This window comes from Brevibacillus ruminantium (assembly GCF_023746555.1).
GTDB classification, from domain to species: Bacteria; Bacillota; Bacilli; order Brevibacillales; family Brevibacillaceae; genus Brevibacillus; species Brevibacillus ruminantium.
In genome coordinates, this window is the sequence record NZ_CP098755.1 from 1,505,981 (window position 1) to 1,532,453 (window position 26,473).

The 26,473-nt window shown below is 47.9% G+C and carries 25 protein-coding genes; 14 read left to right on the forward strand and 11 right to left on the reverse strand.

Features of this window, described 5'->3' with window-relative positions:
- Nucleotides 1-64: 64 nt before the first annotated feature.
- From NDK47_RS07295 to ltrA, 3 genes are all read left to right on the forward strand, one after another.
- Complete coding sequence (locus NDK47_RS07295; protein ID WP_251874192.1) at nt 65-670, forward strand: class I SAM-dependent methyltransferase; 606 nt, start codon at nt 65-67, stop codon at nt 668-670.
- Nucleotides 671-675: 5 nt separating this feature from the next.
- A complete protein-coding gene (locus tag NDK47_RS07300) occupies nt 676-1,269 on the forward strand; it encodes a DedA family protein (protein ID WP_251874193.1) in 594 nt (197 codons plus the stop codon).
- A gap of 593 nt (nt 1,270-1,862) precedes the next feature.
- Entirely contained in the window at nt 1,863-3,128 is a 1,266-nt protein-coding gene (gene ltrA / locus NDK47_RS07305; protein WP_251871428.1) for a group II intron reverse transcriptase/maturase, read from the forward strand.
- A 61-nt stretch (nt 3,129-3,189) separates the two neighbouring features.
- On the opposite strand, the gene NDK47_RS07310 is transcribed toward ltrA, so the two are convergent.
- Nucleotides 3,190-3,633, reverse strand: a complete 444-nt coding sequence (locus NDK47_RS07310) for an NUDIX hydrolase (protein ID WP_251874194.1) — start codon at nt 3,631-3,633, stop codon at nt 3,190-3,192.
- Nucleotides 3,634-3,654: 21 nt separating this feature from the next.
- Complete coding sequence (locus NDK47_RS07315) at nt 3,655-3,816, reverse strand: hypothetical protein (RefSeq protein ID WP_251874195.1); 162 nt, start codon at nt 3,814-3,816, stop codon at nt 3,655-3,657.
- Between the two features lie 108 nt (nt 3,817-3,924).
- Between NDK47_RS07315 and tkt the strand changes: the two genes are divergently transcribed.
- The 4 genes from tkt to NDK47_RS07335 all read left to right on the forward strand — a co-directional run bounded on the left by tkt (nt 3,925) and on the right by NDK47_RS07335 (nt 10,614).
- A complete protein-coding gene (gene tkt / locus NDK47_RS07320; RefSeq protein WP_251874196.1) occupies nt 3,925-5,931 on the forward strand; it encodes a transketolase in 2,007 nt (668 codons plus the stop codon).
- 166 nt (nt 5,932-6,097) lie between these two features.
- A complete protein-coding gene (locus tag NDK47_RS07325; protein ID WP_251874197.1) occupies nt 6,098-8,737 on the forward strand; it encodes a transglycosylase domain-containing protein in 2,640 nt (879 codons plus the stop codon).
- Between the two features lie 100 nt (nt 8,738-8,837).
- Nucleotides 8,838-9,182: a hypothetical protein gene (locus NDK47_RS07330; RefSeq protein ID WP_251874198.1), complete on the forward strand. Its 345-nt coding sequence runs from the start codon at nt 8,838-8,840 to the stop codon at nt 9,180-9,182.
- An 83-nt stretch (nt 9,183-9,265) separates the two neighbouring features.
- Nucleotides 9,266-10,614, forward strand: a protein-coding gene (locus NDK47_RS07335; RefSeq protein ID WP_251874199.1) for an IS3 family transposase whose coding sequence is annotated in 2 segments (ribosomal slippage) — nt 9,266-9,710 and nt 9,710-10,614 — 1,350 coding nt in all. Because the reading frame shifts where the segments join, the coding sequence is not laid out codon by codon here.
- Nucleotides 10,615-10,697: 83 nt separating this feature from the next.
- Here NDK47_RS07335 and NDK47_RS07340 read toward each other — a convergent pair.
- The 4 genes from NDK47_RS07340 to NDK47_RS07355 all read right to left on the reverse strand — a co-directional run bounded on the left by NDK47_RS07340 (nt 10,698) and on the right by NDK47_RS07355 (nt 14,205).
- A complete protein-coding gene (locus NDK47_RS07340) occupies nt 10,698-11,381 on the reverse strand; it encodes a hypothetical protein (RefSeq protein ID WP_251874200.1) in 684 nt (227 codons plus the stop codon).
- A 281-nt stretch (nt 11,382-11,662) separates the two neighbouring features.
- On the reverse strand, nt 11,663-12,346 hold the full coding sequence (locus tag NDK47_RS07345) for a hypothetical protein (protein ID WP_251874201.1): 684 nt from the start codon (nt 12,344-12,346) through the stop codon (nt 11,663-11,665).
- 274 nt (nt 12,347-12,620) lie between these two features.
- Nucleotides 12,621-13,304, reverse strand: a complete 684-nt coding sequence (locus NDK47_RS07350; protein WP_251874202.1) for a hypothetical protein — start codon at nt 13,302-13,304, stop codon at nt 12,621-12,623.
- A gap of 58 nt (nt 13,305-13,362) precedes the next feature.
- Nucleotides 13,363-14,205 carry a M23 family metallopeptidase gene (locus NDK47_RS07355; protein WP_251874203.1) on the reverse strand — a complete coding sequence of 281 codons (843 nt, stop codon included), beginning with the start codon at nt 14,203-14,205 and terminating at the stop codon, nt 13,363-13,365.
- A 567-nt stretch (nt 14,206-14,772) separates the two neighbouring features.
- On the opposite strand from NDK47_RS07355, the gene istB reads away from it, so the two are divergent.
- Complete coding sequence (gene istB, locus NDK47_RS07360; RefSeq protein ID WP_251874204.1) at nt 14,773-15,441, forward strand: IS21-like element helper ATPase IstB; 669 nt, start codon at nt 14,773-14,775, stop codon at nt 15,439-15,441.
- Nucleotides 15,442-15,571: 130 nt separating this feature from the next.
- Here the strand turns inward: istB and NDK47_RS07365 are convergent, their stop codons facing one another.
- The 5 genes from NDK47_RS07365 to trmB form a co-directional block, all read right to left on the reverse strand.
- Nucleotides 15,572-16,255 carry a hypothetical protein gene (locus NDK47_RS07365; protein ID WP_251874205.1) on the reverse strand — a complete coding sequence of 228 codons (684 nt, stop codon included), beginning with the start codon at nt 16,253-16,255 and terminating at the stop codon, nt 15,572-15,574.
- Between the two features lie 67 nt (nt 16,256-16,322).
- A complete protein-coding gene (locus NDK47_RS07370; RefSeq protein ID WP_251874206.1) occupies nt 16,323-16,772 on the reverse strand; it encodes a hypothetical protein in 450 nt (149 codons plus the stop codon).
- Nucleotides 16,773-17,140: 368 nt separating this feature from the next.
- Nucleotides 17,141-18,547, reverse strand: coding sequence for a L,D-transpeptidase family protein (locus tag NDK47_RS07375; protein ID WP_251874207.1), 1,407 nt, complete (start codon nt 18,545-18,547; stop codon nt 17,141-17,143).
- Nucleotides 18,548-18,599: 52 nt separating this feature from the next.
- Nucleotides 18,600-18,806, reverse strand: a complete 207-nt coding sequence (locus NDK47_RS07380; RefSeq protein ID WP_251874208.1) for a hypothetical protein — start codon at nt 18,804-18,806, stop codon at nt 18,600-18,602.
- Between the two features lie 184 nt (nt 18,807-18,990).
- Nucleotides 18,991-19,632 (reverse strand): tRNA (guanosine(46)-N7)-methyltransferase TrmB, encoded by a 642-nt coding sequence (gene trmB / locus NDK47_RS07385; RefSeq protein ID WP_251874209.1) that lies wholly within the window; start codon nt 19,630-19,632, stop codon nt 18,991-18,993.
- A gap of 419 nt (nt 19,633-20,051) precedes the next feature.
- On the opposite strand from trmB, the gene NDK47_RS07390 reads away from it, so the two are divergent.
- The 6 genes from NDK47_RS07390 (at nt 20,052) to menC (ending at nt 26,470) form a co-directional block, all read left to right on the forward strand.
- The gene (locus NDK47_RS07390) at nt 20,052-20,552 is read left to right on the forward strand and encodes a C40 family peptidase (protein WP_251874210.1); all 501 of its coding nucleotides are present in this window, start codon (nt 20,052-20,054) and stop codon (nt 20,550-20,552) included.
- A gap of 294 nt (nt 20,553-20,846) precedes the next feature.
- Nucleotides 20,847-21,686, forward strand: coding sequence for a MurR/RpiR family transcriptional regulator (locus tag NDK47_RS07395; protein WP_251874211.1), 840 nt, complete (start codon nt 20,847-20,849; stop codon nt 21,684-21,686).
- A gap of 96 nt (nt 21,687-21,782) precedes the next feature.
- Nucleotides 21,783-23,306 (forward strand): ABC transporter substrate-binding protein, encoded by a 1,524-nt coding sequence (locus NDK47_RS07400; protein WP_251874212.1) that lies wholly within the window; start codon nt 21,783-21,785, stop codon nt 23,304-23,306.
- A gap of 168 nt (nt 23,307-23,474) precedes the next feature.
- Nucleotides 23,475-24,389, forward strand: coding sequence for an ABC transporter permease (locus tag NDK47_RS07405; RefSeq protein ID WP_251874213.1), 915 nt, complete (start codon nt 23,475-23,477; stop codon nt 24,387-24,389).
- A gap of 15 nt (nt 24,390-24,404) precedes the next feature.
- On the forward strand, nt 24,405-25,319 hold the full coding sequence (locus NDK47_RS07410; protein WP_251874214.1) for an ABC transporter permease: 915 nt from the start codon (nt 24,405-24,407) through the stop codon (nt 25,317-25,319).
- A 35-nt stretch (nt 25,320-25,354) separates the two neighbouring features.
- Nucleotides 25,355-26,470, forward strand: coding sequence for an o-succinylbenzoate synthase (menC, locus tag NDK47_RS07415; RefSeq protein ID WP_251874215.1), 1,116 nt, complete (start codon nt 25,355-25,357; stop codon nt 26,468-26,470).
- The last annotated feature ends 3 nt before the right edge of the window (nt 26,471-26,473 follow it).

Consider the following 26,473-nt stretch of genomic DNA (forward strand, 5'->3'; position numbering starts at 1 on the left):
TTTATTTTCTTTTTTCTAAGGAATGAGGAGTAGGATAGGTAGTGTGAGAGGAGTGACCGGATCGATGAAAAGTACGTCTGAAAGAACAGGGTGCCTGGAGCCCAAGCTCATCCCCATCACAGACAAGCTGTTGTTTGCCTCCCGGTTTCTCATTTCCCCGAGATCAGTTGGCAGCATCATACCCAGCTCTCGCCAACTCGTAAAAAAGATGATCGAGCCCGTAAACTGGGAACGAGCTACTTCGATCGTAGAGCTGGGTGCAGGAACAGGTGTCTTTACAGAAGCAATCCGCTCTGCCATGCGAAGGGACTGTACGGCGTTGATACTGGAACAGGATGAGAAAATGCGTCAACGGCTGATTCGCCGCTTTCCCGATCTGTCTTACGGACACGATGCCCGCAGGCTGATCGACACACTGAAGGAAAACGGCGCGGGCCAGGTAGATGCGATCATCAGCGGCCTTCCTTTCGCCAATTTTCCGCAGGAGATGCGCGATGATATTTTGGACCAGGTAGAGGCTGCATTGAAGCCGAATGGTGTCTTTGTACAGTTTCAATATTCCTTGCAGATGAATAAGCAATTGAGGAAACGCTTTGGCGAAGTAGCGGTGCATTTTGTTCCATTCAACGTTCCGAGCGCGTTCGTCTATGTTTGCCGAAAGAGAAGGTGAGATTCGTGGAAACAGATTTGATTACCAATATGGTTGCCCAATACGGTTATCCGGCTTTGTTTTTTGCCTTGTGGCTGGGGATAGTCGGCATGCCTATTCCTGATGAAATGATCGTCATGACAGCCGGAGCGATTACCGCCAAAGGGTGGCTGCTGCCTGTTCCAGCTTTTATCGCGGTTTATCTGGGAGTGGTATCCGGTCTGTCACTCGGTTACGTTCTTGGTTATCGGGTCGGAGCGCCGATTCTTCAGTGGCTTGCCAGAAAGCTGAAAGGAGAAACGTATCTGAAGAAAGCGGAGAATCTGCTGAACCGATACGGGAGTGGCGCGATATGTCTGAGCTATTTTTTTCCGGTTGTTCGCCACGTCGTTCCTTATCTGGTCGGCATTCAGCGGATGCCTCTGCGCCGTTATGCCCTGTACTCGCTGCCCACCGGCTTTGTCTGGACGCTGAACTATTTTATGGCGGGCCGGTTATTCGGTCATCACCTGGATACGATCGCCAAAAATGTGCAAACCTATGGCTGGATCAGCTTGCTTGCACTGGGGCTGTTTGCTGTCATCTACTACTTGATTCGGCAGCGTCGTCAAGCTGCTTGAACGTCAAAGAGCGCGGAGAGACCGCGCTCTTTTTTTAGTGCGCCCAGCATGGGCGATAGCTATAGGGTGGAAGTCCCGAACGGGGGGTGGCTGTCCCAACCGTTAGCTCAAGGCAAGGGTGTCGACCGTGAGGTCGAATCTGAAGGAAGCCAGCGGCAAAATCCCGACCTGAGGTACACGAACCCAATTTGAGGCTGTTGTATTCGGGCGAGTCTGCTAAACAAGACAAAGCCCCATACAGCCAAGGGATACAGCAGTAAACTTGGGCAGGTACATGGGATGAAAGTTATCGTTCTTACCTGGGGAGGTCTGCATGGAACGCCTTCAACTGTTGGTAACCGCCTCCGTAAGGAGGCGCTGAACATGCAGAAGTCAGCAGAGGCCATAGTACCCGAGTAGAGGACGCTTGAATGGGGAAGGGCTGAACATCAAGTCAGCACGCGATCCATGTCTTTTGTTACGATACGTCGAAGCAGAATTCCAGAAAGGAACTACTTTTGAAGAGCAGGGGTGAAGCCCCGAGGGTACAAAAAGAGGGCTGAGTATCGTTCAGCAAACACGGAACCCGCATGTGCGAAGGAAGGAATATCGTTATGGACTTGCTGGAGAAAGTTTTATCACGGGAAAACTTACGGATGGCACTTCAACGAGTAGAAGCAAACAAAGGTGTTGGTGGAGTCGATGGTGTTTCAACCGAACAACTACGCGACTATCTACACGAACACTGGCAAACTATCCGTGAGGAATTGGAAAGAGGAACCTATCGACCTTCACCTGTCCGCAGAGTCGAAATCCCGAAACCTGACGGAGGCGTAAGGTTATTAGGCATTCCCACCGTGGTGGACCGCTTCATCCAGCAAGCCATCCTCCAAGTATTAACACCGATCTTCGATCCCACCTTCTCGGAGTCCAGTTACGGATTTCGCCCGAAACGTAGCGCCCACATGGCAGTAAGGAAAGCGCAAGCGTATATCAGGGAAGGATACAGATTCGTGGTGGACATCGATCTAGAGAAATTCTTTGATCGTGTCAACCATGATATCCTGATGAGCCGCGTGGCTCGTAAAATCCAAGACAAGCGCCTTCTAAAGCTGATTCGATCCTATCTAAACGCAGGTGTCATGATAAAAGGAATCTGTACTACCTCAAGTGAGGGGACACCGCAAGGTGGACCGCTAAGCCCACTATTAGCAAATATCTTGCTTGATGATCTGGATAAGGAATTAGAAAAGAGGGGACATCGCTTTTGCCGCTATGCGGACGATTGCAACGTCTACGTGAAAACAAGACGAGCAGGAGAACGGGTTAAGAAGAGCATGAAAGATTACTTGGAAAAGGTGCTTAGGCTAAAAGTAAATGAGGAGAAAAGTGCGGTGGACCGGCCGTGGAAACGTAAATTCCTTGGCTTTAGTTTTACTTTCGTAAAACAGACAACGGTTCGTATCCACCCAAAATCCCTTCTCAAGTTAAAAGAGAAAATCCGCACGATCACGAATCCAGTGTGGAGTATCTCGCTTGAGGAACGGGTTGAAAGGTTAAACCAGTATCTCATGGGTTGGATTGGATATTTTGCCCTTGCAGACGCAAAGGGAATCTTACAATCCATTGAGGAATGGACAAGGCGTAGGCTCCGTCTTTGCTTGTGGACGCAGTGGAAACGAGTGAGAACCAGATATCGAGAACTCCGTTCTCTTGGTATATCTCACACAAAAGCAATTGAAATTGCAAACACCCGCAAGGGGGCATGGCGTACTACAAAGACTCCGCATATACACAAAGCCCTCGGCATTGCCTACTGGCAACAACAAGGGCTCAAAAGCTTAACACAGCGATATTTTGACATTCGTCAAGCTTGGTGAACCGCCGTATACCGAACGGTACGTACGGTGGTGTGAGAGGACGGGGGTTAGCCACCCCCTCCTACTCGATCGTCCAGCCAAAGCTGCCAAACCACTGATCATTGCGAAAATTGGAGATCGCCTGACGGATGTAGGGGATCACGTTGTCCGGCAGCTCGTCGAGATGAACCCAGCGCAGCTCATCGCATTTATCCGGTTCTGCGTTGATGATCGTACCTGTCCAGTTTTGAGCCGTGAGAAAAAAATCGATCCGCTCATCGGTTGATCGGCGATGCATGACGCCGACGACATGCAGGTCGGCAGGGTCGATCTCAATGCCAACCTCTTCAAGCGCTTCGCGGATCGCCGCTGCTTTTACCTCTTCGCCGCCATCGAGATGACCGGCTGGCACGCTGTAGTTGCCATCCTCATAGCCTGTTCGAAAGCGGCGCAGCAGCAGGATTTCCTCGCCGCGCAAAAGGAACAGATGGACGGCGACAGGCATGGTATGCCGCTGTTTGGTCATGAAACAAGTTCCTCCTTCCGATTACTCGTGAGAATCATGGTTGGGCCGATGATGCTCGGCAGCTTTTTTCTTCAGCAGCTTGTCCCGATTGCGGATAGCTGGCGAGGTAACCATCGCGTAAAGCAGCATGCCGATTCCGGCGAGCCCGCAGATAATTCCGATAATCAGATATCCCATATGCATTTCATACCCCTCCTTTTTTCAGCCCCAGGCATGTTAGTCTCCTCGAACTGTGGTATAATTTGCTGAGTTGCAATGTGGCAAGAAAATAACGCAGGGAGGCTCCACTCGATGACTCAGCACACGTCTGTTGATCAATTGGCAATCAACACCATCCGTACGTTGGCTATCGACGCTATTGAAAAGGCCAACTCCGGTCACCCGGGAATGCCCATGGGTTCTGCCCCGATGGCCCATGTTCTGTACAGCCGCTTTATGAAGGTAAATCCGAAAAATCCTGGTTGGGTAGACAGAGACCGTTTTGTCCTGTCGGCCGGACATGGCTCAATGCTATTATACGCGATGTTGCACCTGATGAAATACGATGTTTCCCTGGAAGACTTGCACAACTTCCGCCAATGGGGAAGCAAAACGCCCGGTCACCCCGAGTTTGGGCATACTCCGGGTGTTGATGCGACGACTGGTCCTTTGGGACAAGGGATCGCTATGGCTGTGGGTATGGCGATGGCTGAAAAGCATCTGGCTGCTGTTTACAACCGTGATAATTTTGCAATCGTCGACCACTACACCTACGCAATCTGCGGTGACGGTGACCTGATGGAAGGCGTGTCCAGCGAAGCCTCTTCACTGGCTGCCCATCTCAAGCTGGGCAAGATGATTGTACTCTACGATTCCAATGATATCTCTCTCGATGGGGAGCTCTCCCTTTCTTTCTCTGAAAATGTGGCGCAGCGTTATCAGGCGTATGGCTGGCAGTATCTGCGCGTCGAGGACGGCAATGATTTGGCCGCAATCGAGGCGGCGATCGCAGAGGCCAAACAGGATGTGAATCGTCCAACGCTGATCGAAGTGAAAACCGTGATCGGTTACGGAAGTCCGAACAAAGGCGGTTCCAGCAAATCGCACGGCGCACCGCTTGGCAAAGACGAAGTCAAGCTGACCAAAGAGCAGTACCAATGGGGCTACGAGGAAGAATTCCACGTACCGGCAGAGGTTGCGGACTTCTACGCCAACCTGGCAGAAGCCGGAAAACAGGCGGAAGCCGAGTGGCAGGCTCGTTTTGCGGAATACGCGAAAGCTTACCCGGATTTGGCCCAGCAATTCCAGACAGCTGCGCAGGCGCAACTGCCCGCAGGCTGGGACAGCCAAATGCCTGTATATGAAGCAGGAGCAAAGCTTGCCACTCGCGCTGCATCCGGCAACGCGATCAACGCATTGGCCAAAACGGTTCCGTTCCTGTTTGGAGGCTCGGCCGACCTGGCTTCTTCCAACAATACCCTGATCAAAGAGGCCGGCAATTTCCTGCCAGGCTCTTACGAAGGGCGCAATATCTGGTTTGGCGTCCGTGAATTTGCGATGGGCGCGGCGCTGAATGGAATGGCGCTTCATGGCGGTCTGAAGGTATACGGGGCTACGTTCTTCGTCTTCTCCGACTATCTGCGTCCGGCGATTCGTCTCTCTGCCTTGATGAAACAACCGGTTGTCTATGTCTTCACCCACGACTCCATCGCCGTCGGGGAGGACGGTCCTACCCACGAACCGATTGAGCAATTGGCATCGCTGCGTGCGATTCCGGATCTGACCGTGCTTCGTCCAGCTGATGCAGCCGAGACCAACGAGGCGTGGAAATACGCAGTATCTCGCACGGATGAACCCGTTGTTCTGGTGCTGACCCGCCAAAACCTGCCGGTCCACGCAGAAACACTGGAGAAAGCGGCAGACGGGCTGAGCAAAGGCGCTTATGTATTGGCGGATGCTCCAAATGGTCAACCGGACCTGCTGTTGCTCGCTTCCGGGTCCGAGGTATCGCTGGTGATGCAGGCACGTGCTGAGCTGGCTGAACGCGGCATCCAGGCGAGAGTCGTCTCGATGCCAAGCTGGGAGCTGTTTGAGCGTCAACCTCAGGAGTATCGAAGCGAGGTCATCCCGCCGGCTGTCAAAGCGCGTATGGCCGTCGAAATGGGCTCTCCGCTTGGGTGGGAGCGCTATACCGGTGATGGCGGCAAAGTGATTGGCATTCAGCAGTTCGGTGCATCTGCTCCAGGCGAACGCATTATGAAGGAATATGGATTCAGCGTGGAAAACGTAGTTGCAGAGGCAGAAAAACTTCTCAAATAAATGCTTGCCGTTTTTTCGAAAAAGCCTATTTCCCGAGGGAGATAGGCTTTTTCCAGTGACAAAAAGGCCTGTTTATGAAATCATAGACGGCAGTTAAAGAAACTTTTTCAGAAAGCGTCCGTCTATAACAAGTGGGGGAGTAAAGAAAGAAACCAGGAGGTCAGTCATGGCAACAAAGGCCAAGAAAACAGTCAGAAAGAAAAAAAGCCACCTGCTGATGTTTACTGTTTCTTTTACGATCTTTCTGCTCTTGAGCATCATCGGCGGCTATATGGCACTGCTGTATGCCGGAGAAAAGATGATCGATACAGAGATTCAGAAGCTAGAGGCTTTGAAAACAGAACCAACTGTCATTTACGATAAAAACGGCAAGGAAATGACCAGTTTGATCTACCAAAAAAATCGCGAATACATGCAGATTTCAAAAATGCCTGATTACCTGATCAATGCGTTCATCTCGGTAGAGGACAGACGCTTTTTCGATCACAAGGGTGTGGATATGATCCGGATCGGCGGCGCGATTATCAATGACATTCGCAAAGGCTCCCTGGCCGAAGGGGGCAGCACGATCACGCAGCAGTTGGCCCGAAATGTATTCCTTTCCCTGGATAAAACCTTTTGGCGGAAAACCAAGGAAGTGAGTATCGCAATCGGGATGGAACGCAGATTTTCCAAGGATCAGATTCTGGAAATGTATTTAAACCAGGTCTATTTGGGAAAAGGAGCGTTTGGTGTTGAGGATGCTGCCCAGCATTACTTTGGCATGTCGGTAACCGATAAGAATTTCACCCTGGCCAAAGCAGCCACGCTGGCGGCCATCCCCAAGGCGCCGACCCATTACTCTCCGTTCAACAATCCGGAGAAAGCCAAAGAGCGCAGGGATACCATCTTGCGTTTGATGCAGGAGCAAGGCTTTATCACCATGGAGCAAAAAGAGCAGGCGCAGGCAGAACCGCTGCCCGAGCCAAGGGAAGATGCCTCTGACAATGGCGGCGTGGTGAAAAAAGGAGACCGTGCGTTTTTTGATTACGTCGTGCGTGAGGCAAAAGACAAGTACGGTGTCACCGAGGAAGATTTGTATCGCGGAGGCTGGTCCGTTTATACCTCCTTTGACCCTAATATGCAGAACGCGATGGTCAAAGCGTATGCCGACGAGAAGAATTTCCCGAAACCGGGTGCAACACGGGCCGTTCAATCTGCCATGATCGTAGTCGACGCTAAAAACGGCGGGATCGCTGCGATGATGGGCGGACGCGACTACCAGGCCAAAGGCTTCAACCTTGCGACAGACATGGCGCGTCAGCCAGGTTCTTCGTTTAAACCAATCGCTGTGTATGCACCGGCGATCGATATCAATTTCTCCAAATGGAATTCCAGCTCGATTCTGTCCAACAAGCGTCAGAGCTTCAATGGCTACGAGCCGCGCAATGCCAGCGGAAAATACAGCGAAACGACCAGTATGATGAGGGCTGTGATCAATTCGGATAACGTGCCGGCTGTCTGGTTGCTCAATGAGATCGGCGTGAATAATGGGATGGATTATATCGAGAAATTCGGTATCGAGCTGTCACCGGAAGACCGTAACCTGGCGATCGCGCTCGGGGGATTGAGCAAAGGGACATCCCCGATGAAGATGGCCCAGGCGTACACGACTTTTGTGAACGGTGGCAAGATGGCGGAAGCCCATGTCATCGACCGGATGGAAAATCAGCAAAAGGGTGTCGAGTATAAATACAAACCGGTTGAAAAGCAGGTAGTGAAACCGGAAACGGCTTGGGAAGTCCACACGATGCTGGAGCGGGCCGTCAACGAGGGTACAGGCCGATCTGCGCGTATCTCCGGACGCCATGTAGCCGGGAAGACCGGTACGACCCAATCGATGGTCGGGGGCGGAGACGTCAACAAGGATGCCTGGTTCGTCGGCTATACGCCCGAGTATGTCGGGGCTGTTTGGATGGGCTTCGATCCTGAAGACAAGCAGCATTTGATGAGACAAGGCAGCAGTTTGACAGCCAAGATGTTTGCGACCGTTCTCGGCGAAGGATTGAAGGGAGTCAAAGCCCGTGATTTTGAACCGCCAGCCGGCATGCACAAGCAGCAGGAAGAAAAAGAGGAAACTCCTTCTGTGCAGCTTTTCGCGGATTTGACTCTGGATGAAAACAAGCTGAAGGTCGTACTGAGCTGGATGGGCGGAAATCAGGACTACACCTACGATGTCTATCGCTTTACCGACAATCCGGAGAATCGCGAGAAGATTGCATCGGGATTGAAAGAGATGATCCATGTAGATACGCTCAACGGTCCAACGATGTACAAATATATCGTGATTCCGCGAGATGCGAACGGGGAAGAGAAAACGCCGTCCAATATCGCCGAGATTAATACGAGCCAGTTGGATAACCTCTTGCAGGAGGGAGACCAGCACGATGACGGACAAATGCAGGAAGGGGATATTCCCATTGATGGCGGCACAGGGCAAAACCCTTGGCCTGGACAGGGAAATGGCAACTGGAACGGTGACAATGGAAGTAATGGAAATGGCAATTGGGATGGCGGGAACGGCAACAATGGAAACGGAAACTGGAATGGCAACAACGGCAACAGTAATGGCAATGGACATGGAAGCTGGAACGGAAATGGCAATGGCAATGGCAATGGCAATGGCGGCCAACCACCGGTAGCACCGCCTGACATCGTGCCCCCCGGCGGGAATGATTCACAAACACCGCCGCCAGGTATCGAACTGCCGCCTCCGCCTCCAGATTTCGGCGGCCAGCAGCCTGATCCGGCTGGCGGCCATGGATAATCTGCAGAGCTTTCCAGAGAATTGACAATCGGCCAGCTATTTTCACTTCATGTTACACATGGTACAATACTTGTAAATCGGGAGACAGGAGGGACTGTCCATGAAAGACTTTACACAAGAGAATTTACAAGAATTTTTCACGGAGAAACTACGGCGTGCCAAGGTAAACTTTGAACGTGCTCTCGACTGTAAACACACCGATTTTGACGACCTGTACCCATACATGAATGAACAGCCACAGTTCTTCTGGTACAAACGCTATGTCGCCTGGTCGGAGCTGCTGACCGTTGTCCGGTTGGCAGAGGAACTGGGGATTGACTGGATACGTGAGTTTAACGAATTGCAGGTGGAATTTATCCAGGGAAAGGTTCTTCAGGGAAAAGTGCTCGATCAATGGCATCCTGAGACCGAACAGGAAGAAACCGTCAGCAATCTCGAAGAATAAACAGATGACATGCAAAACGCGCTCTCTTTTGAACTGCACCCCATTTGTTAGACATATCTAACAATTGGAGGTGCAGTTTTTCTATGGCCAAATTTACAGCTGACGATAAATTGTCGGCGGCTCTACGCTATTTAGATGGTACAGAGAGTTATGAATCGATTGCTACGACCCTGGGTACAACAGAAAGCGTCGTTCGAAATTGGGTGAAGCAATACGAGCACAATGGTGTAGAAGCATTTAGAAAATCCTATACAAGCTACTCCGCCCAATTTAAACTAGACGTACTCAATTATATGAATCATTTTGGGACGTCTCCGAATGAAACTGCTGCCATTTTCCAAATCACCTCTCCTGCTTTAATCCGGAAATGGAGAATACAATTTCATTCACTCGGAATAGACGCCCTACAATCGAAGAAAAAGGGGCGTCCAACCATGAAAAAAGAAACTAAAAAGGGAATACCTGTTGAGGGCTCAGTCGAGGCATTACGGGAAGAAGTAGAGCGTTTACGCATGGAGAATGCTTACCTAAAAAAGTTGAATGCCTTAGTTCAAAGCAAGGAAAAATTACAAAGCAAGACAAAGCACAAGTAGTATTTGAGCTAAGGACAGAATTCCCTGTAAAAGCTTTACTGAAACTCGCTGGCATTCCACGCAGTACCTACTATTACTATGTGAAAATGAACAGTCGTCCAGATAAACATGCTGAATTAAAAGCAGTGATTCAGGTCATTTACCATGAACATAAAGGGCGCTACGGGTACCGCCGTATTACGCATGAACTGAGGATTCTGGGGTATCTGGTAAATCATAAAAAAGTTCAGAGATTAATGAACAAGTTAGGTTTAAAAAGCATAGTTCGGATGAAAAAATATCGCTCGTATAAAGGGAAAGTTGGCAAGACAGCACCGAATCTATTGAACCGAGATTTCCATGCAGAAAAGCCAAACGAGAAGTGGGTAACAGATATAACTGAGTTTAAGTTATTTGGTGAAAAGCTCTATTTATCACCAATGTTAGATTTGTATAACGGAGAAATTATCGCTTATACAGTTGATACAAGACCAAGATATTCTCTTGTGTCTAAAATGTTGGAACAAGCATGTCGACGACTAACCGCTACAGACAGATTGATGATTCACTCGGATCAAGGTTGGCATTACCAGATGAACCAATACCGACAGGTATTGAAAGACAATAACATCACCCAGAGCATGTCGCGAAAAGGAAACTGTTATGACAACGCTGTGATGGAGAGTTTCTTTGGAACTTTAAAATCGGAATTCTTATATACGCAAGAGTTTGAAAGTGTGGAACAATTTAAACGAGAGTTAGTAAAATACATCGATTACTATAACAACAAGCGAATCAAGACAAAATTAAAAGGTCTGAGTCCAGTGCAATACCGAACTCAAACCTTACGCACTGCTTAATAAAAACTGTCTAACTTTTTGGGGTCACTTCATTTTGGGGAGCGCGTTTTTTTGAGTGCGCCACGCATGGCGTGGTGCGCAATCTAATGCTCAAATAACGTAAAAAGCTCTTCTAGCGTTAACTTTCTTACTTCATCCGTTGTTAGAACAGTAAAGATGAAATTTCGGACATCTTGCTCCTCTTTAGTAGTAGTATCGGGTAATAGTTCCCCCTCAGAAGTGTTAAAACGCTGGTTAAATTTTTCAAAGTTCGTGTGAGCCGTCATGGAGACTTTCATGTTCTTTTTCTGTCCGTTTGGTAGTAAAAGTTCATACTGAGCTGTTACCGTTACATTTTCACTATTGTATTCATCAACTGAGATATTTGTTACCGTGTATTCCTGTGCAGGCAGCACACCTTCTTTCAATAACTTGAGATACTCCTGGTATTCTGGATGAAGTGTTGAAAGATTCTCTTGCAAATAGTTTTTGTCTTCTGAATCGATATGCCAAGTGATAAAAGAGTATCTCTGTAATAAATCTTCTTCTGTTTTCATAGTAAAGAGGGTTGGCCATTCGGATTCCAACTTTTGGATTAAAATGGATAATACTGATTCAGGAGATTTTATGCGTTTTATAATTTCGAACTTTTTATTGTAGTCAACCTTCGGAGCTGTCAGGTTAGGTTTCTTTTCCCCCAGGTCGCTGGAGGTTTCAACAGTCTCGGCAGAACACGCCGTTAAGCCAACGACAAGGGGAATTACTAGAAACAGTTTGCGCACGTTCATAATAATCAACCTCCCTGGAATAGGAATAGCGAACCTCATACGGCTCGCCATCACAAAGTTATTAGGATTTTTTCCTTCTCTTAGCTTTTTCCTTTGCTTTTTCCTCTGCTATTTCGAAGATTTTCTCAACTTCATTATCATAGTCTACACACATGTCCATTTTTCATTTTCTTCTACATCGTTACTTGACGTAAGGGCAAAGAAAGAAATTTCGGCCAAAAATAAACTGGGTTAATCGTTTCTTCCACACCCGCATGGCGATTAACCAGGCGGTGCGCAATCTAATGCTCAAATAACGTAAAAAGCTCTTCAAGCGTTAATTTTCTTATTTCATCCGTTGTTAGAACAGAAAAGATAAAGTTTTCGACATCTTCCTGCTCCTTGTTATCAGGATCGGGTAATGGTTTCCCCTCAGAAGTGTTAAAACGCTCGTTAAATTTCTCAAAGTTCGTGTCAGCCGTCATGGAGACTTTCATATTCTTTTTCTGTCCGTTTGATAGTAAAAGTTCATACTGAGCTGTTACCGTTACATTTTCACTATTGTATTCATCAACTGAGATATTTGTTACCGTGTATTCCTGTGCAGGCAGCACACCTTCTTTCAATAACTTGAGATACTCCTGGTATTCTGGATGAAGTGTTGAAAGATTCTCTTGCAAATAGTTTTTGTCTTCTGAATAGATATGCCAAGTGATAAAAGAGTATCTCTGTAATAAATCTTCTTCTGTTTTCATAGTAAAGAGGGTTGGCCATTCTAATTCCAGCTTTTGGATTAAAATGGACAATACTGATTCAGGAGATTTTATGCGTTTTATAATTTTGTACTTTTTATTGTAGTCAACCTTCGGAGCTGTCAGGTTAGGTTTCTTTTCCCCCAAGTCGCTGGAGGTTTCAACAGTCTCGGCAGAACAAGCCGTTAAGCCAACAACAAGGGTAATTACTAGAAACAGTTTGCGAACGTTCATAATAATCAACCTCCCTGGAATAGGAATAGCGAACCTCATACGGCTCGCCATCACAAAGTTATTAGGATTTTTTCTTCTTCTTAGCTTTTTTCTCTGCTATTTCGAAGATTTTCTCAACTTCATTATCATAGTCTCTACACACTTGTCCATTTTCATTTTCTTCTACATCGTTACTTGACGCAAAGTCGAAGGAAGAAAGAAATTTCGGCCAAAAATAAACTGGATTAATGGTTTCTACCATACTCGCATGGCGATTAACCAGGCGGTACGCAATCTAATGCTCAAATAACGTAAAAAGATCATCTAACGTTAATTTTCTTATTTCATCCGTTGTTAGGACAGTAAAGATGAAATTTCGGACATCTTGCTCCTCTTTAGTAGCAGTATCGGGTAATAGCTCCCCCTCAGAAGTGTTAAAACGCTGGTTAAAGTTTTCAAAGTTCGTGTCAGCCGTCATGGAGACTTTCATATTCTTTTTCTGTCCGTTTGGTAGTAAAAGTTCATACTGAGCTGTTACCGTTACATTTTCACTATTGTATTCATCAACTGAGATATTTGTTACCGTGTATTCCTGTGCAGGCAGCACACCTTCTTTCAATAACTTGAGATACTCCTGGTATTCTGGATGAAGTGTTGAAAGATTCTCCTGCAAACGGTTTTTAGCTTCTGAATCGATGTGCCAAGTGATAAAAGAGTATCTCTGTAATAAATCTTCTTCTGTTTTCATAGTAAAGAGTGTTGGCCATTCAGATTCCAGCTTTTGGATTAAAATGGACAATACTGATTCAGGAGATTTTATGCGTTTTATAATTTTGTACTTTTTATTGTAGTCAACCTTCGGAGCTGTCAGGTTAAGTTTCTTTTCCCCCAAGTCGCTGGAGGTTTCAACAGTCTCGGCAGAACAAGCCGTTAAGCCAACGACAAGGGTAATTACTAGAAACAGTTTGCGCACGTTCATAATAATCAACCTCCCTGGAATAGGAATAGCGAACCTCATACGGCTCGCCATCACAAAGTTATTGGGATTTTTTCTTCTTCTTAGCTTTTTCCTTAGCTTTTTCCTCTGCTATTTCGAAGATTTTCTCAACTTCATCATCGGAAATATTAAAATCACTTTTCAATTTCGTTACTGTTCGATCCGAGACATCGAGGGAATCGAACCAATTATCAAACTCTTTTTCGCCAACATAATCGATAAGAATTTGATCGAAGAAGAAATCAGGGTTATCAAAGTCTTCAGGCTCATGACAAATTTCATTTTCTTCTACATCGTTACTTGATGAAAGGGTGAAGGAATCAATAAATCTCGGCCAAAAATAAGCAGGGTTTATCGTTTCTTCCTTACGATCATTAAAAATAGGATATTCACTCTCCGCTTCATTTATATCAAAATGCAAATGGTACGGGACACCACCAGTGTTTCCGGAGGTTGCAATTTTATCTCCTTCATACACAGTATCGTTTTTTCTTACCAATAAGGAATTTTCTTCTAAATGGAGATAACGTGTATAAAGTGGTGTACCGTCTATAGCAGTATCATCATGTGCAATTATAATCACTTGTGTCCCATCCCTAAATTCACCCGACTTAACAACTTTACCATCTGCTACAGCATACACTGGCTTCTGTTTCACACTAATATCTATTCCTACATGATAGGGATTCCTTTCACCTTTCCTCGGTACCCCGTATTTACTGCTGATAGTACGAGATCCAGTTCCACTTGTTGGCCAGGTCCATCCATAATTTTTGTAAATGTTATCTGGATCTCCAAGTGGTTTTAGTTCTTCTGCACTTACAATTCCAGTCATTCCAAGAGACAGCACTACTGCGGCTAAACCAATTTTTAATTTTCTCACATTTTCCTCCCCTTCATATTAGAACATTACTAATATCATATATTCATCATAATTGGTTGTCAATTGAAAAATAACCATTTTTTTCAATTTTATTACGCGCAATCTTTTACGGATTCGCATGATCTACTGGAAACAGTAGAAACGAGTGACAACGAAGTTCGAAAGGTTGAAATCGCTCGGAATCCAAGAACATGTGAATGCTAACCTAATTATTGACCACCTAGCATCATGACGCTCATAAAAAAGTTGACCACCTGAGCAACTCTTTCCGATATCTTGAATGTTGACGAGACAACAAGATATGGGGGGAAAGGAAATGCTTCAGATGGCTAATTATGAGTTTATCAGGAAACAGCACTTCGTGCTAGGAAAGTCGATTCGCCAAATTTCCAGAGAGACAGGATATTCTTTATAGAATTTCTTGATTGCGGGCAAGCGTAGACGTTTTGCATAGGCTTCAAGTAAAAATGTTGTACTCAATGAACCACACTCCTTTTTTGCAGCAAGTCATTGTATTGAGTAAGATTGGGGGACTTTACTCGGATAAGGGGGACATGGCTGACAGAAATGGCTCATGATGCGATGGAGCGTCAAATACCTTACGAAGACTTTCTCTTGGCTCTTTTGAAGCAGGAGCTTATGCAAAGAGATGCAAATCAAATTGCATCCCGCACCAAGCAGGCAAAGTTCCCTACGATTAAAACCATGGACCAATATGACTTTTCAGTCATGCCAGCCCTAAATAAACCGAAGGTTCTCCAGCTTTCTCGTTGCGAGTATATCGAGAAAGCTGAGAATGTAATCTTTATTGGGAATTCAGGTACTGGGAAAACACATTTATCGATTTCCCTTGGGATGGAGGCTTGCCGTCACGGTTACACCGTTCAATTCTGGACAGCAGCTAAGCTGTGTAATGAACTGATGGAAGCTCAATCAGAGAAGCGCTTGCTTCAATTGGAGAAACAGTGGTTAAAAGTCGATCTAGCCATTCTTGATGAGGTAGGGTTTGTTCCTCTAAGTAAGTCGGGAGCAGAGCTACTCTTTCAGTTCTGCGCTGCCCGATATGAAAAGGGAAGCATGATCCTTACGAGCAATTTAGACTTCGCTAACTGGACTCAGGTGTTCAAGGATGAACAAATGACAGCTGCATTAGTGGATCGACTTACCCACCGGGCACACATCTTTGCGATGAATGGCGACAGTTACCGGTTTAAGCAAAGCTTGAAGCAATCGTGATCATGAAAAAGTTACCCACCCGTCGGGTGGTAATAATTTTGCCATGGTGGTCAATTTTTTGATGAGCACGGTGGTCAACATTTTGATTGACATTCACACCCGCATGGCGATTAACCAGGCGATGCGCAATCTAATGCTCAAATAACGTAAAAAGCTCTTCTAGCGTTAATTTTCTTATTTCATCAGTTGTTAGAACAGAAAAAATGAAATCTTGGAAATTATCCTGCTCTTTATTAACAGGATCGGGTAGTAGTTCCCCCTCAGAAGTGTTAAAACGCTGGTTAAAATTTCTAAAGTTCGTGTCAGCCGTCATGGAAACTTTCATATTCTTTTTCTGTCCGTTTGATAGTAAAAGTTCATACTGAGCTGTTACCGTTACATTTTCACTATTGTATTCATCAACTGAGATATTTGTTACCGTGTATTCCTGTGCAGGCAGCACACCTTCTTTCAATAACTTGAGATACTCCTGGTATTCTGGATGAAGTGTTGAAAGATTCTCCTGCAAATAGTTTTTAGCTTCTGAATCGATATGCCAAGTGATAAAAGAGTATCTCTGTAATAAATCTTCTTCTGTTTTCATGGTAAAGAGGGTTGGCCATTCGAATTCCATTTTTTGGATTAAAATGGATAATGCTGTTTCAGGAGATTTTATGCGTTCTATAATTTCGAACTTTTTATTGTAGTCAACCTTCGAAGCTGTCAGGTTAGGTTTCTTATCCCCCAAGTCGCTGGAGGTTTCAACAGTCTCGGCAGAACACGCCGTTAAGCCAGCGACAAGGGTAATTACTAGAAACAGTTTGCGCACGTTCATAATAATCAACCTCCCTGGAATAGGAATAGGAATAGCGAACCTCATTCGGCTCGCCATCACAAAGTTATTAGGATTTTTTCCTTCTCTTAGCTTTTTCCTTTGCTTTTTCCTCTGCTATTTCGAAGATTTTCTCAACTTCCTCATCGGAAATATTAAAATCACTTTTCAATTTCGTTACTGTTCGTTCCGATATATCAAGGGAATAGAACCACTTATCAAACTCTTTTTCGCCAACATAATCGATAAGAATTTGATCGAAGAAGAAATCAGGATTATCATAGTCTATACACACATGTACATGTACATTTTCATTTTCTTCTACATCGTTACTTGACGAAAGGGCGAAGGATGAAGGAAATTTCGGCCAAAAATAAACTGGGTTAATCGTTTCTTCCACACGATCATCTTTGTAAATGTTATCCGGGTCTGAAAGTGGTTTTACTTCTTCCGTACTTACGATTCCAGTCATTCCGAGAGACAGCACTACTGCGGCTAAACTAATTTTTCGTTTTCTCACATTTCCCCTCCTTGCTTTTTTATAAGACCACATCTAATTGTCATATATTCATCTTAATTGGTTTTTGATTGAATTTAAACCAATTTTTTCAATTTCGTTACGCACGATCCTTTACGGATTCGCATGATCTACTGGAAACAGTAGAAACGAGTGACAACGAAGTTCGAAAGGTTGAAATCGCTCGGAATCCAAGAACAGAAGGCATGAAAATACGCAAATACAAGAAAGAGCTACTGGAGAACCTCCAATAGCTCTATCCTCTCAAACTCCTTCGGAAATAACGCCATAAAAGAACTATCCGATCCTGCTCTGTTAGAAAACATGCCGAATTGTTTGGACAGCAAATTCCGGTTACGTGCTTGTCCAGCTCAGTGAAGCCAGCGATAGGTAATCCCCGGAGTTTCCTCATCCGGTCGGGCAGGCAGCACATTGGCGGCCGGATTGACCCATTGGGGAACAGGCGGCGTTTTATTGGAGATCACGACTTCTGTCCCTGTTGCGGCGAAAGAGTACAGCTCTTCGACATCCGGATTGTGCAAGCGAATACAGCCAAGAGACATGGACTCTCCGATGCTCTCGGGCTGATTGGTACCATGTATGGCGTAGCCGTCCGCTTGAAAGACGAGTCCGCGTGTTCCGTAGATATTGTCATGGCCCTGGGGCTGATTGATCTTTTTCTCGATAGAAAAGTAGCCTTCCGGGGTGCTGCCGTTCCGCCCGATTCCAATGGGATATCGTCTGACGATATGAGGACCGCTGGTAAGCGTCATCGTATGTGTCGCTTTGTGAACATGAACCTGCAAAGGTTGGAGCGGGACAAAAGGCTCTGGATACCCCTGGAGCGGGACAACCTCTTTCAGGCTCTCCCATGCCGATTCGGGACGGAAGAAGGCAGGATAGTATGCCCAGCTTGCCAGTCCGCTCTCAGGGGGCGGCACCGGAATCTCTGCCAGCGTGTTGACTGGATAGGGACCGGCTAACTGCGCAAGCGAATCCGGCAGATAGCCGATGCGCTGATGTGTTCGGTACAAGGCGTTGCGCAGGGTGAGAACCTGTTCCAGCGTCTGCTGCTCCTCTGCCAAGGCGGCCAAGGCTGTTTGGACGGCTGGCTTGTCCTGACAGGCGCAGGGCTGCTCAAACCAGAGATCACTAAGCACGGTACGGCTTACGGGATCGTAGCGCAGAAGGCCGCGCAATTCAACAGGTCGATAAAAGAGGAGCGGGGCAAACAACGGTGCACCTGATACCTCCGGCACGACCACCACCGTATAGGGCTGCTGCAGCGAGGGACGTCTGGACGCCGCGTAGGCTTCCACCTGCCGTCGCAGCTGCTGACTGTCCAGGTTCCCAGGCACCGCAATGACTTCTACATGAGGCCGCTGCAACGATTCGGGCGCAATCGCCTGGGGTGCTGCTCCCTCAGGTTCGCTTAGCGGGCTGGGTGAGAAAACAAGACTGTACAGAAAAAGCAGGGAAGCCAGCAACAGCCGACTTGCTTTTCTCCACGTCTGTTTCCTTCGCTTGCGCAACAGCTCTTGGTAAGCATCTCGCGTCTTCTCGGCGAATTCATCTGCGGGGAGGTGCAGAGCTTTACGGTATGCCTGGAGCGCCTGCTCTTCTTTGCCCTGCCGTTCCCATTCCGCGCCGAGATGATACCAACCGACAGCCAGATCAGGATGGTTCTCCGTAAACCAGCGGTAAAAGGAAAGGTCGGTTCGATCTGGATAGGTGATGTGGTATGAACTTTTTTCCTGAAGAAACTGAACCTTGGTCACAAAAAACCCTCCCTATTGGAAATATCGGCCAAAAGCGAGGGGAGAATAAGAGCTATTCTTTTTCTGACCGTTCTTTCAGCATCTGGATCAAGCTGTCCAGCTTCTGGTTTTGGGCACGATCATTTTCGGTTTTGTTTTTCATAAAGCGGAGAACACTGATCAAAAAATACAGGATAAACCCGTAAAAAGCCACGATCACGAGAAAGTACATTATCATCATCAGGGAGGGGCCAAAGCCTATATCCATAAACTTCATCATCGATGTATCGCTCCTTCTTTGGGGAAAAATGGAATCTACTCCATTATAGCATGGTGAATCAGGAAGTCCCACCTTTCTATCGATCTTGTGGGAATGCCGGACACCCGGTTGGGACGGGCATCGCCATCAAAAAAAAGGCAGCTTGGCCGCGAGGGATTGCCCCCGTAGCCAGGCTGCCTCTTTATTACTCCTGATAAATCGCTTCTGTTCGATAAATCCGTTGACCGCGAGAGGAGAAGCGCTCTTCGTACTCCGTCATCACATTCTCCTCCGCAAGCGGCGAATGGTGCAGGTCAAAGGTGATATGGCGCAATTGGAAGCGCTCGTTGGATAACTGGTTCAAAGAGAATTCAAACAAATTCTCATTGTCTGTCTTGATGTGAATCTCCCCGTGCTTTTTCAATACCTGTTTATACGTTTGCAGGAAGCTGGCGTAGGTCAGACGTCGTTTGGCATGACGACTTTTCGGCCAGGGATCACTGAAATTCAGGTAGATGCGGGAGACTTCTTCTGCACCGAACAGATCAGGCAGAAGAGCGGCATTGTACTGAATAAAAGCAAGATTGGGGATGGTTTGTTTCTCCGTCCGCTGAGCAGCACGGAGCACGACCTCCGCCTTCAGTTCAATGGCGATGAAATTCACATCGGGATGCCGGTCTGCCAGTGTATTGATAAAACGACCCTTTCCACAGCCAATCTCAATATAAATCGGATTGTTGTTTCCGAACCGTTCTGACCATCTTCCTTTATACTCTGTAGGGTTGTCCACAAAAGTGGGATATTCGCGCAGTGCTTGTTCTGCACCTGGAATGTTACGCAGTCGCATAGGAACCTCCTTCAAACATAGCTCCTATCTACTTTACGTCGTGCCAGCTCAGGTTGCAAGCAGACAAATGATCATCAAATGGGAGTGTTCCATTTTTGACCTGCCTGTACGGAACCCATTTGGAAAAGTCTATGAGATTTAGTAGGTCAAAAGTCCCGTTTGGTATGGGGAAACGGTGAAAATGAGAGGGAAGAATTGGACGGAATTCTTGGTAATAGTTGGAGAGCGAATAGACTGAAAATTTGAGGGAATTCCTGTTCTCATGGGAATGACAGCGTCAATAGGAAATTGCTGGTCAGAGAGGGATGCACCGATTGGTAATATTTTGGGAATTTAACGAGCAGTAGGGGGGTGTTAGAGTTAAGGACAAGCCAAATAAGTCAGCCAATGTTCGTTGGTCGATAGGAGGATGAAACAGCATGAAACTTCGCAATGTACTGGCAGGAATTTTACTTGGGGGAGCACTCGCAATAACGGGAATTGTCGCCCCGCTGCCCGGCAACCATGAAGTAGCACAAGCCAAGTGGAGTCAATCCCGTGCCGATCACGTCATCAGTGTTGGTAAAAGATACCTCGGTACTCCGTATAAATTTGGTTCCCCGAGTAGCACGACTCGCACGTTTGACTGTTCTTCGTTTGTGCAGCGCGTCTACAAGGTAGCCGTCAACAAATCACTGCCGAGAACGTCCCGTGCTCAAGCCACGGTCGGGCAAACCGTTTCCAAAAGCAACTTGAAAAAGGGTGACCTGATCTTTTTCAAAGCGAGTCCGACCACGAAGTCTAAACGCATCACACACGTAGCGATTTACGCAGGAAATAACAAATTGCTGCATACCTACGGGAAACCGGGAGTAACGTTTTCGACCTTCAAAGGAACATCGTGGGAGAAAAGAGTCGTTACAGCCAAACGCGTGCTCTAAACAAGATAAACTTATATAGTGATACGTCCTGCATAGCAAAAGGTTGCGCGTGACTCATGACGCAAAATCTGGTAAACGGAAGGCTCTCTCAGTAAAGAAAAGAGAGCCTTCCGTTTCTTGTTTTCAGGTGAGAGCAGGAATGTGTAAAAATAATTTTTCGGAAAATTTATAATTTACTCTTTTCCAAAACTTGCTTGCGTGATATAAATAGAATATCGCATATGAAGGAGTTTCTGCATCTGAAATAAATTATGAAGGAATTACTTCTGCAAATAAGCAGATAGGAGTAGATTCATGTCGTTTGAACAACTTGTGAAAGATTCCTTTTCCCAATTGTCCTCAGGCCAAAAGAAAGTAGCTGAGTATTTGCTGGAGAACATCGAAAAGGTGGCGTTTTATACGGCCGTGCAAATCGGACGTGAAGCAGATGTCAGTGAGACGACGGTAATCCGTTTTGCCTACGCACTGGGATTCAGGGGTTTCTCTGAAATGCAGGCCGCTATTCAGCGGTACGTTCTGGAGAGCAATTCCTCCCGCTTTGCTGACCCGTCCCCTGAAACCGGGGAGGAGGCCAATATTTTTACCAGGGCGATCGAGCGGGATATCATGATTCTCCGGCAAACGCTGCATCAGCTCAATCAGCAGGATGTGTGGAAAGCCGTAGATTGGCTTTTGGAGGCAGATCAGGTCTTGATCGTTGGCTACCGAGCTTCCTATGCCGCCGCTCATTGGTTCAGCTTTATGCTCAGCATGGTCCGAAAAAATGTGCTGATCGTCCCGTTTAGCGGAGAAACGGAAGAGAGAATCGTCAGTCTGACAGACAAGTCTGTCGTCGTGGTCATTTCTTTTCCCCGCTATACCAAAGAGACGATACGAGTGGCAGAAACCTGCAAGCGGGCAGGGGCGAAGATCATCTCCGCGACGGACAGGCTCCTCTCGCCCGTCAGCCGCATTTCAGATATCACCTTTACCACTGAGATCAATATCGAATCCGGGCACTATTCGATCGCTTCCGTGATCAATCTGCTGTATCTGCTGCTCGCCGGTATTGAAGCAAGACACAACATGCATACCCAAACGAGAATGAAACAGTTGGAGCAGCTCTATTCCTACTGGAACATTTTCGAAGAATAAGATACGGGGACGGAAAGGACGGTGATCGAGCCGTTATATATTTGGTGTAAATAGACTGTTTATTCAAAAGACTCAAAAAGAGAAGAGGGGTTTGTCATGAAGAAAAAATGGTTGTCTGGCCTGTTTGCGGCTCTTCTTACCGTCGCTGTTGGTTTGACGGGCTGTTCTCAATCTTCCTCCGCACCTTCAGGAGGTAAAAGCGAATTGGTAGTTGCTTTTGATGCGGATGTGCCTACTATGGACCCGCATATGCACAACGAACCGAATGCCATTACAACCAACTGGCATATCTTTGATTCGCTGCTCTTTCTGTCCCGCGATTTGAAAATCGAGCCGGGATTGGCTGAAAGCTACGAACGCAAGGATGATCTGACATGGATCTTCAAGCTGCGTCAGGGCGTCACTTTCCACAACGGTGAGGAATTCAACGCTGAGGCTGTGAAGTTTTCCCTGGAGCGCGTCCTGGATGAAAAACAGAAAAGCTCGCAACGCGGAAACATCAGCGCGATTTCGGCTGTGAACATCCTCGATCCGTACACGGTTGAAATCAAGACCCAGGAGCCGTACAATCTGCTCCCCCACCGCCTGTTCTATCTCAGTATCGTTCCGCCGAAATACGTGAAGGAAGTAGGCGATCAGGTATTCGCTGAAAAGCCGGTCGGTACAGGCCCCTACAAGCTGGCGGAATGGGTGAAGGGGGACAAGATCGTCCTGGAAGCCAACGAGCAGTATTTCAAAGGCGCTCCCAAGATCAGCAAAGTGACCTTCCGCGTCATCCCGGAGGTGGCGACGCAAATCGCCGAGCTGCAAAGCGGGGGAGTAGACATCATCCGCATGGTGCCGCCAGACATGCTGGCGCAGTTGGAGGGCAACCCGCAGATCTCTGTCGCTTCAACGCCGCTGCTGCGCGTCTACTACATCGCGTTTGATACCACGAAAAAACCGTTTGACGATGTACGTGTGAGACAGGCCATGAACCATGCAGTCGATATCGAGAAGATCATGGACAAAATCCTGGGAGGAAAGGCTGTCCGTACGCCAGCGGGTGTCAACCCGAACCACTACGGCTTTGATGCCGGCATCCAGCCGTACAGCTTTGATCCAGAAAAGGCCAAGTCTCTCTTGGCTGAGGCCGGCTACGCAGATGGTTTTGAAACCGAGCTTCACTACTTCACACCAGGAATCGGCCAACAGATTACGGATGCAGTCATCTCTGACTTGAGTAAAGTTGGCATTAAGGCAAAAGCAAAATTTTATCCGGAATCCAGTTCATTTGTAGAAAAACAACGTGCAGGCGATCTGCCTTTCCGCCTCGGACACTGGGGCAGTTATTCCGTGTACGATGCCGACGCGATTCTCCAGCCGATGTTTGACAGCAAAGGGGTATACGGCAAATACTTCAACACGCCGGAGCTGGACGCCCTGATCAATGAAGCGCGTTCGTCCGTCGATCAGGATAAGCGCAAAGAGCTCTACAGCCAAGCGCAGCAACTGCTTCACAAGGAAGCGCCGTGGATTTTCCTGTTCTCGCCGATGGACAACCAGGCGTACAACAACAAACTGCAGTTTGATGCCCGGGCGGATGAACGCATCTACGCCTATGAGATTGGGCTGAAGTAAGAAAACCGTGCGTCTGGCGATCCGCCGGAAGGTTTGGGGCAGAAGGGCTGAAAAGGGGGGAGAGTCATTTCTCCCCTGCCCCCATCCCCTGTATTTGGCTTGCAAGGCTTATCGCTTCAGGGCAAGCCGGGAGCAGCAAAATTTTTCATCAGAAAGGAGGGAACCTGCGTGGGAGCATTTTTGAAGCAATGCTTGCGTATCGTTCTGGTATTGTTCGGGATCTCGACCATTGCTTTTTTTCTGATCCATCTATCGGGTGACCCGGTTCTTCTCATGCTGCCGCCAGAGGCGACACAGGAAGAAATTGATGCGTTTCGCCATCAGATGGGGTTTGACCGGCCGCTTTCTGAACAGTACGTTCACTTTTTGGCACAAGCGGTTCAAGGCGATTTTGGCCACTCGCTCAAATTCAATCAGCCTTCGCTCGATGTTGTCCTGGAACGCATACCAGCTACATTGGAGCTGACCTTTTACGCGACGCTGCTGAGTATTATCATCGCGATCCCTCTGGGAATCTACTCGGCGGTGAACCGCAACTCTCTATCGGAGAACCTCGTGACGATCACTGTTTTTCTGGGGCAATCGATGCCGATCTTCTGGACCGGGATCATGCTGATGCTCCTGTTCGGGGTAAAGCTCCATTGGCTTCCCGTATCCGGTAGAGGAACCTGGGCACATCTGATCATGCCTGCCTTTACACTGGCGGTCTGGGTGGCCCCCACGACGCTGCGGATTGTCCGCTCCAGCATGCTGGAGGTGTTGCAGCAGGATTATATTCGCACCGCACGTTCCAAAGGACTGGCGGAGAAAGTCGTCATCTACAAGCACGCTTTGAAAAACGCGGCGATCCCGATTATTACGGTTGTCGGCTTTCAAATCGGAAAGCTGCTTGGCGGAGCTGTCGTAACGGAAACCGTTTTCGCTTGGCCAGGCGTGGGCCAGTTGGTCGTCAAAGCGATCTATACGGCAGACTATCCGTTGGTCCAGGCTTGTGTCGTTGTTCTGGCCCTGATTGTCGCCACGATGAATTTTAGCGTGGATTCCATGTATCGCTACCTCAATCCGAAAATCAAATCTGGCTAAGCGAGGTGATCCCATATGAGTAATGCAGGGCTGCAAACCGCTGCACCACCGGTGGCGGAAACTCCGAAACCGGCCGTTCCCGAATGGAAGCGCAAGTACCGCAAATTTGTCAAAAACCCGATTGGTATCATCGGCCTGGCGATGGTTCTGCTGATCACGCTGATCTCGATCGCAGCCCCCCTATTGACCAGCCATAATCCCATTGAGGTAAACTTGGAGAAGAAGCTGCTGCCGCCAGTCTGGCAGGAAAATGGCTCGTGGGAGCACTGGCTGGGAACAGATGACGTCGGAAGGGATGTCTGGGCGCGACTCGTATACGGGTCTCGTGTCTCCCTGTCGGTTGGATTTTTCGCCGTCGTCATCTCTCTTACCCTGGGCACAGCCGTAGGGATACTGGCCGGCTATTTTCGCGGAAAGACTGACTTTGCCATCTCCACGGTGATTGACATCATGATGGCCTTTCCCTTTATTCTCCTGGCACTGGCGACGATCGCCGTGATGGGGCCCAGTCTGCTCAATATGATTCTCGTGCTTGGCCTGACAGACTGGACACAGTATGCACGGCTGGTTCGCGGAGAAGTGATCGGTCTTCGGGAGCAGGAGTTCGTGCAGGCAGGGTATGCACTGGGGAGCAGGCATTGGCGCATCATTTGGCGACATCTGCTGCCGAACTGTCTGCCGTCTGTCATCGTCCTTGCGACGCTGGCGATGGCTCGGGCGATCCTGATGGAATCTTCACTCAGCTTTCTCGGGCTGGGGGTCAGCTCTCCCACTCCGAGCTGGGGCTTCATGATGAGCACGGGCAGGCCGTACATCGCCACAGCATGGTGGCTGGCGACCTTGCCGGGTATCGCCATCCTGATTACTGTTCTCGGCATCAATCTGGCCGGGGACCGAATCCGTGACATGCTTGATCCGAAAGTTGACTAATAACCTTGCAATTATGGAAAGGAAGGGTTCTACCTATGAAAGCAGAAAAAATCGTCCTCCGGAAAATGAGCATGACATTGAAAGCGCCGTTCCAAACCAGTTTTGGGACACAGACCGTCCGAGATTTTTACCTGGTAGAGGTCCATACCAAGGACTTTATCGGCTACGGGGAGGGGGTCGTCTCCGGTGAACCGCTGTACAGCGAAGAGACGGTGGGAACGGCTTGGCATATCCTAGAGGACTTCCTGATTCCGATGATCATGGAAAAAGGAGAGATCAGCCATCCGGATGAAGTAGGCGAGCTCTTCGCGCCAATTCGTCGCAATAATATGGCAAAGTCTTCGATCGAGGGCGCCTACTGGGATTTGTATGCGAAGCAGCAAGGAATCTCTCTTGCCAAAGCGCTTGGCGGTACCAAAGAGAAGATTGAAGTCGGCATCAGTCTGGGGATTGAAGCAGATATCAACGATCTTTTCCGCAATGTTGAAAAGTATCTGGAGCAGGGCTATCGCCGGATGAAAATCAAGATTGCGCCGGGCAAAGATGTGCAGGTCATTCGCGCGCTGCGTGAACGTTTTGGCAATATCCCGATGATGGCTGATGCCAATTCGGCCTACACCTTAAAAGACGTAGATATTTTGAAGCAGCTCGACGAGTTTGACCTGATGATGATCGAGCAGCCGCTGGCCCATGATGACATTATTGACCATGCGACCCTGCAGAAGCAGTTGAAGACGCCGATCTGTCTGGATGAAAGCATTCACTCCTACGAGGATGCACGCAAGGCGATTGAACTGGGCAGCACGCGCATAATCAACATGAAGGTCGGACGCGTAGGCGGTCTGTCGGAAGCACGGCGCATCCACGACCTGTGCCAGGAAAAAGGAGTTCCGCTGTGGTGCGGAGGCATGCTGGAGTCCGGGATCGGCCGCGCACATAATGTGGCGATTACGACACTGCCGAATTTCGTACTCCCTGGGGATACGGCAGGCTCTTCCCGCTACTGGCAGGAGGATATCATCTCCCCTGAGGTGGAAGTGGCGGCAGACGGAACCATTACTGTACCGCAAGCTCCGGGCATTGGCTACACACCCGTACCGGAGTTGATTGAAAAATACACCACAGCCGTCAAGGTTGTGACGAGAGGGTAGGGC